Below are 12,538 nucleotides of genomic sequence, written 5' to 3'. Positions count from 1 at the left end.
GCGTCGATCTGGTCATACGCCTTGAAGTCACCGAAATACTTGGTGATCGCAGCCGTCAGCGTCGTCTTGCCGTGGTCAACGTGACCAATCGTCCCGATGTTGACGTGCGGTTTCGTCCGTTCGAATTTTGCTTTTGCCATTGCAAAGCTCCTTTGAGTGACGGTGCGCGCGAGGCGCACCCTACGGGGATGGTAGGGCGCGAGGTTTCCCCCGCACCGCCTTGATTACGCGTATTTCTTCTGGATCTCGTCCGAGATGTTCTGCGGCACCGCGTCATAATGGTCGAACTGCATCGTGAACACTGCGCGGCCCGAAGACATCGAGCGCAGGTTGTTGATATAGCCGAACATATTGGCCAGCGGCACGAAGGCGTCGATGACGTTCGCATTACCGCGTGCATCCTGACCACGAACCATGCCCCGACGCGAGGTCAGGTCGCCAATGATCGAACCGGTATATTCTTCCGGCGTGACCACTTCGACCTTCATGATCGGTTCCAGCAGTTTCGCACCGGCCTTGCGCAGACCTTCACGCATCCCCGCACGCGCGGCGATTTCGAAGGCCAGCACCGAGGAGTCGACGTCGTGGAACGCACCGTCGATCAGCGCGACCTTGAAGTCGATGACCGGGAAGCCTGCCAGAGGACCGGAATCCATGACCGACTTGATGCCTTTTTCGACGCCGGGAATGTATTCCTTCGGCACTGCGCCACCGACGATGCGGCTTTCGAACGAATAACCTTCGCCCGGCTCGGTCGGGGTGATGATCAGCTTGACGCGCGCGAACTGGCCGGTACCACCCGACTGCTTCTTGTGCGTATAGTCGATCTCGGCCTCGTTCGAGATGGTTTCGCGATATGCCACCTGCGGCGCACCGATATTCGCCTCGACCTTGAATTCGCGCTTCATGCGATCCACGAGAATGTCGAGGTGAAGTTCGCCCATGCCCTTCATGATCGTCTGCCCCGATTCCAGATCGGTTTCGACGCGGAAGGACGGGTCTTCGGCAGCCAGGCGCTGAAGGGCGAGGCCCATCTTTTCCTGGTCGGCTTTCGACTTCGGTTCCACGGCGATTTCGATCACCGGTTCCGGGAAGGTCATGGTTTCCAGAACCACCGGTTTGGCCGGATCACACAGCGTGTCACCCGTGGTGGTTTCCTTCAGACCCGCCAGCGCGATGATGTCTCCGGCAAATGCTTCCTCGATTTCCTGACGGTCGATGGCGTGCATGACCATCATACGGCCGACACGCTCGTTCTTGCCCTTGGTCGAGTTCAGCATCGAGTCGCCCTTGTTGATCTTGCCCGAATAGATCCGGGTAAAGGTCAGCGAGCCGACGAACTTGTCGTTCATGATCTTGAACGCCAGAGCCGAGAAGGGTTCATCATCGTTCGCGGTGCGCGCGATGTTGCGTTCTTCGGATTCGTCATCCGGCGAGAAGCCCATATAGGCGGGCACGTCGAGCGGCGAGGGAAGGAAGTCGATAACCGCGTTGAGAAGGGGCTGCACGCCCTTGTTCTTGAACGCAGAACCAGCCATCACCGGGAAGAAGCTCAGCGACAGCGTGCCCTTGCGGATCAGCTTGCGCAGGGTTTCTTCGTCAGGCTCGTTGCCTTCCAGATACTGCTCCATCGCATCATCGTCCTGCTCCACGGCAAGCTCGATCATGTTGGCGCGCCATTCGTCGGCCTGATCCTGAAGTTCGGCGCGGATCGGCTGACGAACCCAGCTTGCGCCGAGATCTTCACCCTTCCAGACCCATTCTTCCATCTTGATCAGGTCGATGATGCCTTCCAGCTGATCCTCGGCGCCGATCGGCAGGGCGATCGGGCACGGGGTGCCGCCGGTGCGCTCTTTGATCATCTTCACACAGTTGAAGAAGTCGGCACCGATCTTGTCCATCTTGTTGACGAAGACGATCCGCGGAACCTTGTAGCGGTCAGCCTGACGCCACACGGTTTCGGTCTGCGGCTCAACGCCGGCATTGGCGTCGAGCAGACAGATCGCACCGTCCAGAACCGCCAGCGAACGTTCAACTTCGATGGTGAAGTCAACGTGGCCGGGGGTGTCGATGATGTTGAAGCGATACTTCGTGTCCGAGGTCCCGTCAGCGGTCGGGTCTTCCTGGCGCTGCCAGAAGGTCGTCGTGGCCGCGGACGTGATGGTGATGCCGCGTTCGGCTTCCTGTTCCATCCAGTCCATGGTCGCGGCGCCGTCATGGACTTCGCCGATCTTGTGCGACTTGCCGGTGTAGTAAAGGATACGCTCGGTCGTCGTCGTCTTGCCAGCATCAATATGGGCCATGATGCCGAAGTTGCGATAACGCTGAAGCGGATATTCGCGTGCCATAAGGGGCCTTCCTTCCGGTTACCAGCGATAGTGGCTGAACGCTTTGTTCGCGTCGGCCATTTTGTGGGTGTCTTCGCGCTTCTTGACGGCGGTACCGCGGCCGTTGACGGCGTCGGACAGCTCGCCCGCGAGGCGCTCTTCCATTGTGTTTTCGTTGCGGTTTTTCGCCGCGGTGATCAGCCAGCGGATCGCCAGCGCCTCACGGCGCGTCGGGCGAACCTCGACCGGGACCTGATAGGTCGCACCACCGACGCGACGCGAGCGCACTTCGACCGAAGGCTTCACGTTGTCGAGGGCTTCGTGGAAAACTTCGACCGGGGCGCGCTTCAGCTTCGATTCAACGCGATCCAATGCGTTGTAAACGATGCGCTCAGCGACCGATTTCTTACCGTCAACCATCAGGTTGTTCATGAATTTCGTGAGCACGCGATCGCCATATTTGGCGTCGGGCAGCACTTCGCGCTTCTCAGCGGCGTGACGACGTGACATCTGTCTCTCTCCTTACTTCGGACGCTTCGCGCCGTATTTCGAACGACGCTGACGACGATCCTTGACGCCTTGGGTATCCAGCACACCGCGCAGGATGTGGTAACGGACACCCGGAAGGTCTTTCACACGACCGCCACGGATCAGCACGACGCTGTGTTCCTGGAGGTTGTGCTTTTCGCCCGGAATGTAAGAGATGACCTCGAAGCCATTCGTCAGGCGCACCTTGGCAACCTTACGCATAGCGGAGTTCGGTTTCTTCGGCGTCGTGGTATAGACGCGCGTGCAGACGCCGCGCTTCTGCGGGCATCCTTGAAGGTGCTGCGACTTCGAGCGCTGCACTTTGGGCTGCCGCGGTTTGCGGATCAGCTGTTGAATCGTAGGCATTCGGTTCCCCGTCTTGCTCTGTCAATACTCGCAACCAGCCGGTTGCGCCACTTCTCGACGGCCAGTTGCGCGAATCGCAAAAAGCCAAAGCCCTTCCGTTCCCATGCGGGGGCGGAGGGGCTATCCAGTGAATACAGGCGCTTGTCCTGCATTCCGACCATCAGGTGGTTCTGGACCCCGAGGGCGAAGAACCCTTCGGGTCGGGCGGGCTATAGGCGGAATCGGCTGGGCTGTCAACAATCCACACCCCGCATTTGCAGGGCGTTGAGGCCCAGATATGGGCGCGCGCCGCGCCTGCCGCAAGGGGCTGCGTTCCCCTGCCGCGCGGCAGGCGCTTCGCGCGCGGTTCCGCGTCGCAGGCCCGCCGCGAACTGCTATCGCGGAAAGGCGATCTCGGCCTTGAGCCCGCCAAGGTCTTCGCTGCGCCCCAACCGCAGCTGGCCACCCAGCATCCGCGCCGTATCGGCGGCTATTGCAAGGCCAAGCCCTGCCCCCTCGCCACGATTGCGAGATCGTCCAGGATCAAGCCTGCTGAACGGGCGCAATGCGTCTTCGTGGCGATCCTCGGGGATGCCCGGTCCGTCATCCTCGACGCTTATCCGGACGGCGCGGGGCGTTGTGGAAAGCTCGACGCGCGTGTGATCGCCATAGCGGCCGGCATTCCCGATCAGGTTCTCGATCGCGCGGCGCAGGGTATCGGGCCGGAATGTCGCCGCATCGGCCTCGGCGACGCCGTTGCTCAGCAACTCGATCGAATGGCCACCACGTTCTGCATCCTCGATGATCCGCCGAAGAAATGGCAGCAATGCCGTCTGCTCGGCCTTGGTGTCGTCCTGGGCGGCGTCGCGGGCGAATGCCAGAAATGCGTTTATCATCCGCGACATTTCGTCGAGATCGCGGCGCATCGCGGCGATCTCCTCGGCGTCGGGTTCGATATCGGGCGACATCATCGACAGCGAAAGCTGCAAGCGCGTCAGAGGCGTGCGCAGATCATGGCTGATCCCGCTCAGCATCATGCCGCGCTGCTCTGCCAGCCGCTCCAGCCGGTTGCGCATGTCCAGAAAAGCCGCGCCCGCGCTTCGGATTTCGATTGCACCACCGGGACGATACGGTGTCAGCCGTCCGCGCCCGTAATCCTCGGCGGCCTGTGCAAGGCGGCGGATCGGTCGCAACTGGTTGCGCAGGAATATCCCCGCAATCACGGTCATCAGCGCGGCCGTGAAACCCAGCAGCACCAGCAGCTGATGCGGGTTGGACGCGCTGACCCGACCGCGCGGAAAGGTGAGTGTATACGGGCCATAAGGACCTTCCAGCCCAAGCCGCACCTGCTTCAGATCCTTCAGTTCGACCGCGGTCAGCCCCGGCAGGCTCGCGCGCAGCTCATCCGCAACGATCCGGCCCGAGACGTCGTAGAAAACCCGGCTTTCATGAACGACGGGACCGGGCATCGCGAATTCGAACCCGAGATTGCTGGCAATGTCCGTGCCGGCAAACACAGCCGATGCGAGATCCGTGCTTTGATCCACGCTGCGCGTCACGAAACCCGCCTCCAGCGCGACCGAGGCCGTCATCTGCCGGGTCACATCCTCGAAATGGCGTTGCAGGAACATGACTGTCACCACAAGCACCAGCGTGAAGACCGGAAGCAGCAGAATCAGGACCGCGCGACCATACAGCCCGCGCGGCATGAAACGTTTCAACCAGCCGAAATCGGGTCCGAAATGCATGGCGCCCCCAGTTTGACGCCGCTAGGTTAGACGCCGATCCGGACAAGGGAAACCCGTGACAATGCTGCAAACGATCCTCGCGCCGAACCCGTCGCCGCTGACCGGACCGGGCACGAATACCTTTCTGCTGGGGGAGCGCGATATCGCGGTGATCGACCCCGGCCCGGACATCGCCGGCCACCGCGAGGCGATCCTTGCAGCAGGCGCCGGCCGCATCAGCCATATCCTCGTAACACATGCCCATCTCGACCACTCTGCGGGGGCGGCAGCGCTTTCAGCGGCGACCGGCGCGCCGGTGCTGGCTTTCGGAACCGCCGACGCCGGAAGATCGCCTTTTATGGAAAGCCTCGTGACCACTGCGGGCGGCGGCGAAGGGCGCGATACCGCCTTCATGCCCGACCGCCGGATCACGCATGATGAAGAAATCGCCGGGCGGGACTGGAAACTTCGGGCCATCCACACGCCGGGACATATGGGCGGGCATCTGTCCTTTCTGTGGGAGGATACGCTTTTTTGCGGCGACGTGATCCTTGGCTGGTCGTCGACGCTGATTTCTCCGCCGGATGGCGACCTGCTGGATTACTTCCGCAGCCTGGATCGGATCGAAGCGCTGCGGACGTCCGGTCTGCTGCCGGCCCATGGCGATCCGATCGAGAGCCCGGCCGCACGCATTGCCGAACTGCGCGAACATCGGCAAGAGCGCAGCGCCCAGATCCTGCGCGCGTTGGCGAACGGCCCAGCCGATGCAGCAAATCTGGCACGACGCATCTATGAGGTGCCGCCCGCGCTGTTACCCGCGGCAGCGCGCAACGTCCTTGCGCATCTGATCGCGCTGACCCAGCTTGGCGCGACCACGACCCCCGGCCCGATCACCCCGGAATCGCAATTTTCACTTCGGTGAATTTTTTGCGTCAAACCCTCTGGACGGCCACGGAATCGGCAGCTATATCACCCCCCGTGTTCCGGCGTAGCTCAGCGGTAGAGCAGTTGACTGTTAATCAATTGGTCGTAGGTTCGATCCCTACCGCCGGAGCCAAAAATCCCTAGAATTGCCAAGAATTCCTGAGGTAAGTCGCGTGCCAGGCTGGCGCGTTCCGTGTCGGAATCTGAATTCCTGTCGGGCCGTTCGGTGGGCGCGGCGGCGGTCAAGTGGCGAGGCACCCTTTCCCTTCGCCTTGAGGCCTATGAATTGCGGCGGAGAGCGCCGCCCAGACTTGAGCGAGAACGACGATCGGACCTGTTCCGGCGCGCCGATATCCATTAATTATCATTTAATATCATATAGATAAATCTTATTCGCCGGGGCAAGGTGGCAAAAAACCGCTGCTGCCGTTATGCTCCGCGCATGCGAATGTCGGCTTGCGGCTGCATCCGGCCCTGACGGTTGGGGCCTTCTGGCGCGCCGACGACGAAGAAAAGTGAAAGGTATCCACCATGAATTTGATGAAACCCGGACTTGCCCTTCTGGGGCTGATCGTTGCTGCCCCGGCTGCGTATGCGCAGGATGAATGCGGCAGCGTGTCGATCGCCGAGATGAACTGGGCATCGGCCGGTCTCGCCGCATGGGTGGACAAGATCATCCTCGAAGAAGGCTATGGCTGCGATGTGGAGCTGGTGACCGGCGATACGGTCCCGACCTTCACCTCGATGAACGAAAAGGCGCAGCCCGATGTCGCGCCAGAGCTTTGGGTGAACGCAGTCAAGGTCCCGCTTGACGCGGCCGTCGACGAGGGACGCATCGTCATCGCGTCAGAGATCCTGACCGATGGCGGCGTCGAAGGCTTCTGGGTTCCGACCAAGATCGCCGAAGAGAACGGTATCAAGACAATCGAAGATGCGCTTGCCCATCCTGAACTGTTCCCCGGTGCCGAAGACGAAAGCCGTGGCGCATTCTTCAGCTGCCCGTCGGGCTGGGCCTGCCAGATCATCACCGAGAACCAGACCCGCGCGCTTGATATCGCGGACAAGGGCTTTGATCTTGTCGATCCCGGCTCTGCCGCAGGGCTGGACGGCTCGATCGCGCGTGCCTTCAACCGCGACGAGGGCTGGCTTGGTTACTATTGGGCACCGACCGCCATTCTCGGCAAATACGAGATGACGCGGCTGGATCTCGGCGTCGAAAACGACAAGGAGGCATGGGACAGCTGCACTGTTGTCAATAACTGCCCCGATCCGAAGCTGAACGAATGGCCTCGCTCTGACGTGTTCACCGCCGTGACCAAGGAATTCGCCGAATCGAATGCCGTCACGATGGACTATCTGGGCAAGCGCGCGTGGTCGAACGACACCGTGAACGAATTGCTTGCATGGATGGGCGACAATCAGGCGACCAACGAAGACGGCGCGTGGTACTTCCTTGAAAACTATGCCGATGTCTGGACCCCTTGGGTCAGCGAAGACGTCGCGACTGCGGTCAAGGACGCCATCTGATTCCGGACATATCGACCGGCCCGGCATCGCTGCCGGGCCGTTTTGCGTTTCTGACGACAGCATAAAAGAAGACATATGGACCTTATCGACTTTCCCTCCATGAGCCGGGGTGATCTGCGCGGATTGCGCATGGCCATCGATTCCGGCTTTCGCGACTTCACGCGCGCCTATGGCGAGACGCTGGAGAACATCTTCCACCCCATCCAGGTTCTGCTGGTCTTCATCGAGAATCTGCTGATCGACACGCCATGGGTCATCGTGATGGCCGCACTCGCCGCGCTTGTCTGGCTGCTGAGCAGAAGCTGGAAGATCGTTCTCGGCTCTGTCATTTCGCTGTGCCTGATCGGCTATTTCGGCATGTGGGACGACACGATGAGCACGATCGCAATGGTTGCCGTGTGCACGCTCATTGCCGTCGTGCTTGGGATACCGATCGGCATCCTGATGGCACGGTCGGACCGGGCAAATGCGCTGATTACACCGATCCTCGACATGATGCAGACGATGCCGAGCTTCGTTTATCTGATCCCGGTCGTGATGATCTTCGGCCTTGGCAAGGTGCCGGGTGTTATCGCAGTGGTGATCTATGCGATCCCGCCGATTATCCGGCTGACGAATTTGGGTATCCGGCAGGTGCCGGCAGATGTACTGGAAGCGGCCGAGGCGTTCGGTTCCTCGGGTGGGCAGAAGCTGCGCGATGTGCAGCTTCCGCTGGCGCTGCCGACGATCATGGCAGGCGTCAACCAGACCATCATGATGAGCCTTGCAATGGTTGTCGTCGCCTCGATGATCGGGGTGAAAGGCCTTGGACAGCCCGTGCTGCAGGCAATCAACAACCAGTATTTCACGCTCGGCGTGATGAACGGTCTGGCCATTGTCGCGATTGCAATCATCTTTGACCGCTCGACACAGGCCTATGGCAAGCGGCTGCAAAAACATCTGGAGGCCGTCCATGGCTGATGCGATTCATGACATCGAAATCCGCAACCTTTACAAGATCTTCGGACCCGACGGCGCATCCCTGGTCGATAAAGTCAAAAACGGGATGAGCAAGGAAGAGATCAAGTCCCGCTACCAGCATGTGGTTGGTCTGAACGATGTGAACCTGACCATTCCGGCCGGTCAGATTCAGGTTGTCATGGGGCTTTCCGGGTCGGGGAAATCGACGCTGATCCGCCATATCAACCGGCTGATTGAGCCGACCGCAGGATCGGTCATGTTCGACGGCAAGGACATCGTCCAGATGTCGCAGACCGAACTGCGCAACTTCCGCCGGGAAAAGACCGCGATGGTGTTTCAGAAATTCGCGCTGTTCCCGCATCGCACGGTGCTGGAAAACACCACATACGGTCTCGATATCCGCAAGCTGCCCGGCAAAGAGGCCGAGGAGCGTGCGCGACGCTGGATCAGCCGCGTCGGGTTGGATGGTTTCGAAGACAGTTATCCCAACCAGCTTTCCGGTGGCATGCAGCAGCGCGTCGGCCTTGCGCGCGCGCTGACAAACGATGCCGAGATCCTGCTGATGGACGAGGCGTTCTCGGCGCTCGATCCGCTGATCCGCACGGATATGCAGTCTGTCCTTCTCGATCTGCAGGCAGAGCTGAAGAAGACCATCATCTTCATTACCCATGACCTTGACGAGGCGCTGAACCTCGGCGATCGCATCGCGATCCTGCGCGACGGAGAGATCATCCAGCAGGGCACGGGCGAACAGATCGTGCTGCGCCCGGCGAATGATTATATCAGCAGCTTCCTGCGCGATGTGCGCCGCGGCCACGTGATTACCGTTCGCACAATCATGCGCAAGGGCGAGCGCAGCGACACGCCGGTGACGCTGCCGCATACGACCCTGCTGGAAGAGGCGGCGCGCGCGATGACCAACGAAAATACGAACCGCGCCAATATCACGGACGCGAAGGGCAACCATGTCGGAAGCGTCACGCTGGCAAAGACAGTTGCCGAGATGATCGCGCCCGACGACACCGAAGAAGTGTCGCTGGAAGAAGCGGTCGCCTGATGCAATCCGCAGGCGGCGGCCTACCCTGCCGCCGCCTGCGATCGCCGCGCCCCGCCCCGCCAAGGCTGGCATCGCGCGCCCATCGCTGGCAGGCTGGTGCAACCTCGTCCCGTGACGACCGCACCTGCATCAGGAACTGCCCCGCAACATGACCACGCCCGCGCTTGACGTATCGCATCTGCGCAAAAGCTTTTCGCGCCCCGGCTCGGATATCGAGGTGCTGTCGGATACCAGCTTCACGCTTGAGCCCGGCGCGACACTGGCGCTGACCGGCGAAAGCGGATCGGGCAAAAGCACACTTCTGCACCTCATTTCCGGGCTGGACCGACCTGACAGCGGCGACATCCGGGTCGCGGGGCAGAATATCACCGCCCTGCCCGATCATGGCCTCGCCCGGCTGCGGCGCGAGCGCATCGCACTGATATTCCAGCAATACAATCTGATCCCCAGTCTGAACGTCGCAGACAACCTTGCCTTTCACGCCCGCATGGCCGGGCGTCGCGATGACGCTTGGACAAATGCGCTGACGGAGCGTCTCGGACTTTCGGGGCTTTCGGACAGAATGCCTGACGAGCTTTCCGGCGGTCAGCGCCAGCGGGTCGCGATCGGGCGCGCAATGGCACTGCGCCCGGCCCTGCTTCTGGCAGACGAGCCGACCGGAAACCTTGATGAGGGCAGCGCCGATGTCGTGATCGCGGCGATGCTGGATCTGGTGGCCGAGACAGGCTGCGCGCTGCTTCTCGTGACCCATTCCGAACGCATCGCCAGCCGGATGAGCCGTCGCCTTCACCTGAGCCACGGGAAGGTGCGACCGGCATGATCGCCGCGATCCTCTTGGCGTTCTGGTCCCATTGGCGACGAAACAGGTTGCAACTGGCGACGCTGATCACGGGAATAGCGCTGGCAACAGCGCTGTGGACCGGGGTGCAGGCGATAAATGCCGAAGCACGGGCCAGCATGACATCCGCTGCCAGCGCCAGCCGGATCGTCGGCCTGCCACGGTTAGAGCCGGTCGAGGGCGAAACGCTGACCTGGAAGGATTTCGTCGCGTTGCGGCGCGCAGGTGTCCTCGTCAGTCCGATCATCCGGGGCGACTACCGCCTGCAATCCGGCGAGCATCTGCGACTGACCGGCATCGACCCGCTGAGCGCGCCGTCAGACCTTTGGCCGGGGGGCGACTTCATGGGCTCGGCGGGCGCTGCGGACAGCGTTTTTGTTCCGGCGAACACTGCACCCGAATCGGACCTTGTGGCTGATCCGTCAGTGCCGAATGGGCAGGCCGTCGCGGATATACAGATCGCGCAGCGCTTGCTTGGCAGAACAGACCTCGACGCGCTGCTGCTTCTCTCGCCGCAACCGCTTGGCGCGCCCGATCCGCTTGGCGTGACGCCGCATCTCGCCTATGTCCTGCCCGCCGAAACGGCAGTGCCTGCGGCGCTGACCGACAGCTTTCGGCTGAACCTCAGCGCCTTCGGCGCGCTTTGCTTTATCGTCGGGCTGTTCATCGTGCGCGGCACCGTCGGGCTCGCAATCGCGCAGCGACGTCAAAGCATAAGGACGCTGCGCACGCTCGGCGCGCCGGCGGGATTGCTGCGCGCGCTGATGCTGGCAGAGATCGCGATCATCGCGACCCTGTCTGGTCTTCTGGGCGTTCTGCTTGGATATGGGCTGGCGAGCTGGCTGATGCCGGGCGTGTCGGTGACGCTTGACGGGATCTATGGGGCCAGCGTCGGCACGCATATTGCGCTGCGGCCCGTCTGGTGGCTTGGCGGGCTGGCAATGGCTGTTCTCGGGACGCTGCTGAGCGCGGCAGGTCCGATGCTTGCTGCGTCTGATCGCGCGGTCCTGAACGAAAAGCCGCGCAGCTTCGGATATTGGTGGCCGGCGGCGGGGCTGGCGCTTTTCGCGGCGGCAGCGGGGCTGGTCATCTGGGGGCATGGGCTGCTGGCGGCATTCGCAGCCATTGCTGCCTTGCTGTTGGGCGGGGCCGCGACGATGCCTGCAACCATCCGCGCGCTGCTGCGCGCGGCCAGACCGCTTGCGACCGGGCCGCTTGGCGAATGGATGCTGGCCGAAACCGAAACGCAGATCCCCCGCATGTCGCTGGCCATGACCGCGCTGATGATGGCGCTAGCTGCCAATATCGGCGTTTCCACGATGGTCGGCAGCTTCCGCGAGAGCTTTGCCGAATTCATAGATCAGCGTCTCGCGGCGGAAATTTATGTCGCGACGCCCGGCGGTGCAGGCGACATTCGCGCCGAATTGTCGCCGGATGAAAGACTGCTTCCGCTGCGTTCGCTGAAATCCGTGGTGGCGGGCCAGCCTGCGGAAATCAACGGGGTCATCAACGATCCGACCTATCGCGAATGGTCGCTTCTGGAAGCGGTTGATGATCCGTGGTCCACATTGTCCGGGGACGGAGCAATTATCAGCGAGCAGCTTTCATATCGCGCCGCACTGTCGATTGGCGATGTGATCGCGCTGCCGGATGGCCCTGCGACGGTCAGCGGCATCATCGCCGATTACGGAAATCCGCTGGGAAAGGTCTATGTCTCTCACCAGAGACTGGACCGTATCGCGCCCGGCCTTCCGACACCGCGCCATGCGATCCGGACGAGCGACCCGGCCTCACTTCGCGCGCGCATGATCGCGGCCGGGATTCCGGCTGAACGCATCGCCATGCAAGCCGACATGAAAGCCACCTCGATGCGCATTTTTGAACGGACCTTTGCAGTGACCGCTGCACTGAACGGGTTGACCCTTGCGGTCGCTGGCTTTGCGGTGCTGACCTCGCTTCTTGCGGCGGCCGATGCGCGGCTGCCACGTCTCACGCCGCTTTGGGCGATGGGGATTGAGCGCCGTCAGCTTGCAAGGCTGGAACTTCTTCGCGTCGCGCTGACCGCCGCCGCGACCGCATTGCTGGCGCTGCCACTGGGTATCCTGCTGTCCTGGCTGCTGCTGGCCATCGTGAATGTCGAAGCGTTCGGTTGGCGACTGCCTTTCCGCGCAGATCCTGCGCACTGGCTTTTGCTGATCGGCGTGGGTATCGCTGCTTCGGTCCTGTCGGCGCTTTGGCCCGCGCATCGCCTGGCACGGATCTCGTCGCGCGCACTGAGCGAGGTGCTGAGCCGTGACGGATAGAC

11 protein-coding genes and 1 tRNA gene are annotated in these 12,538 nt (G+C 61.9%); 7 read left to right on the top strand and 5 right to left on the bottom strand.

Annotated elements, in window-relative coordinates:
• From FQV27_RS12510 to FQV27_RS12490, 5 genes are all read right to left on the bottom strand, one after another.
• Positions 1-140: GTP-binding protein (locus FQV27_RS12510; protein ID WP_246133049.1), on the bottom strand; the 140-nt coding region annotated here is incomplete at its 3' end.
• A gap of 84 nt (positions 141-224) precedes the next feature.
• Entirely contained in the window at positions 225-2,348 is a 2,124-nt protein-coding gene (gene fusA / locus FQV27_RS12505; RefSeq protein WP_147098957.1) for an elongation factor G, read from the bottom strand.
• 18 nt (positions 2,349-2,366) lie between these two features.
• Positions 2,367-2,837, bottom strand: a complete 471-nt coding sequence (rpsG, locus tag FQV27_RS12500; RefSeq protein ID WP_147098955.1) for a 30S ribosomal protein S7 — start codon at positions 2,835-2,837, stop codon at positions 2,367-2,369.
• Positions 2,838-2,849: 12 nt separating this feature from the next.
• Positions 2,850-3,221, bottom strand: a complete 372-nt coding sequence (gene rpsL, locus FQV27_RS12495) for a 30S ribosomal protein S12 (protein WP_022705687.1) — start codon at positions 3,219-3,221, stop codon at positions 2,850-2,852.
• Between the two features lie 374 nt (positions 3,222-3,595).
• Positions 3,596-4,948 carry an ATP-binding protein gene (locus FQV27_RS12490; protein ID WP_147098953.1) on the bottom strand — a complete coding sequence of 451 codons (1,353 nt, stop codon included), beginning with the start codon at positions 4,946-4,948 and terminating at the stop codon, positions 3,596-3,598.
• Positions 4,949-5,009: 61 nt separating this feature from the next.
• Here FQV27_RS12490 and FQV27_RS12485 point away from each other — a divergent pair, with 61 nt between their 5' ends.
• The 7 genes from FQV27_RS12485 to FQV27_RS12455 all read left to right on the top strand — a co-directional run bounded on the left by FQV27_RS12485 (position 5,010) and on the right by FQV27_RS12455 (position 12,536).
• Positions 5,010-5,849, top strand: a complete 840-nt coding sequence (locus FQV27_RS12485; RefSeq protein ID WP_147099017.1) for an MBL fold metallo-hydrolase — start codon at positions 5,010-5,012, stop codon at positions 5,847-5,849.
• A 60-nt stretch (positions 5,850-5,909) separates the two neighbouring features.
• A tRNA-Asn gene (locus FQV27_RS12480) sits at positions 5,910-5,984 on the top strand.
• 398 nt (positions 5,985-6,382) lie between these two features.
• Positions 6,383-7,378, top strand: coding sequence for an ABC transporter substrate-binding protein (locus FQV27_RS12475; protein WP_147098951.1), 996 nt, complete (start codon positions 6,383-6,385; stop codon positions 7,376-7,378).
• A gap of 75 nt (positions 7,379-7,453) precedes the next feature.
• Positions 7,454-8,338, top strand: a complete 885-nt coding sequence (locus tag FQV27_RS12470; RefSeq protein WP_147098949.1) for an ABC transporter permease — start codon at positions 7,454-7,456, stop codon at positions 8,336-8,338.
• Positions 8,331-9,395, top strand: coding sequence for a quaternary amine ABC transporter ATP-binding protein (locus FQV27_RS12465; protein WP_147098947.1), 1,065 nt, complete (start codon positions 8,331-8,333; stop codon positions 9,393-9,395). Before FQV27_RS12470 ends, FQV27_RS12465 begins: the two co-directional genes overlap by 8 nt.
• A 148-nt stretch (positions 9,396-9,543) precedes the next feature.
• Positions 9,544-10,215 (top strand): ABC transporter ATP-binding protein, encoded by a 672-nt coding sequence (locus tag FQV27_RS12460; protein WP_147098945.1) that lies wholly within the window; start codon positions 9,544-9,546, stop codon positions 10,213-10,215.
• A complete protein-coding gene (locus FQV27_RS12455) occupies positions 10,212-12,536 on the top strand; it encodes an FtsX-like permease family protein (protein WP_147098943.1) in 2,325 nt (774 codons plus the stop codon). Before FQV27_RS12460 ends, FQV27_RS12455 begins: the two co-directional genes overlap by 4 nt.
• Positions 12,537-12,538 lie beyond the last annotated feature (2 nt).

Source organism: Paracoccus aurantiacus (assembly GCF_007993065.1).
Lineage (GTDB): Bacteria > Pseudomonadota > Alphaproteobacteria > Rhodobacterales > Rhodobacteraceae > Paracoccus > Paracoccus aurantiacus.
The sequence above is the reverse complement of the archived record's forward strand: the minus strand, read 5'-3'. Positions and strand labels throughout refer to the sequence as shown.

Bases quoted from the DNA above. Each gene is read 5' to 3' on its own strand.
- fusA (WP_147098957.1), bottom strand. From the start codon at position 2,348: ATGGCACGCGAATATCCGCTTCAGCGTTATCGCAACTTCGGCATCATG.
- rpsG (WP_147098955.1), bottom strand. From the start codon at position 2,837: ATGTCACGTCGTCACGCCGCTGAGAAGCGCGAAGTGCTGCCCGACGCC.
- rpsL (WP_022705687.1), bottom strand. From the start codon at position 3,221: ATGCCTACGATTCAACAGCTGATCCGCAAACCGCGGCAGCCCAAAGTG.
- FQV27_RS12490 (WP_147098953.1), bottom strand. From the start codon at position 4,948: ATGCATTTCGGACCCGATTTCGGCTGGTTGAAACGTTTCATGCCGCGC.
- FQV27_RS12485 (WP_147099017.1), top strand. From the start codon at position 5,010: ATGCTGCAAACGATCCTCGCGCCGAACCCGTCGCCGCTGACCGGACCG.
- FQV27_RS12475 (WP_147098951.1), top strand. From the start codon at position 6,383: ATGAATTTGATGAAACCCGGACTTGCCCTTCTGGGGCTGATCGTTGCT.
- FQV27_RS12470 (WP_147098949.1), top strand. From the start codon at position 7,454: ATGGACCTTATCGACTTTCCCTCCATGAGCCGGGGTGATCTGCGCGGA.
- FQV27_RS12465 (WP_147098947.1), top strand. From the start codon at position 8,331: ATGGCTGATGCGATTCATGACATCGAAATCCGCAACCTTTACAAGATC.
- FQV27_RS12460 (WP_147098945.1), top strand. From the start codon at position 9,544: ATGACCACGCCCGCGCTTGACGTATCGCATCTGCGCAAAAGCTTTTCG.
- FQV27_RS12455 (WP_147098943.1), top strand. From the start codon at position 10,212: ATGATCGCCGCGATCCTCTTGGCGTTCTGGTCCCATTGGCGACGAAAC.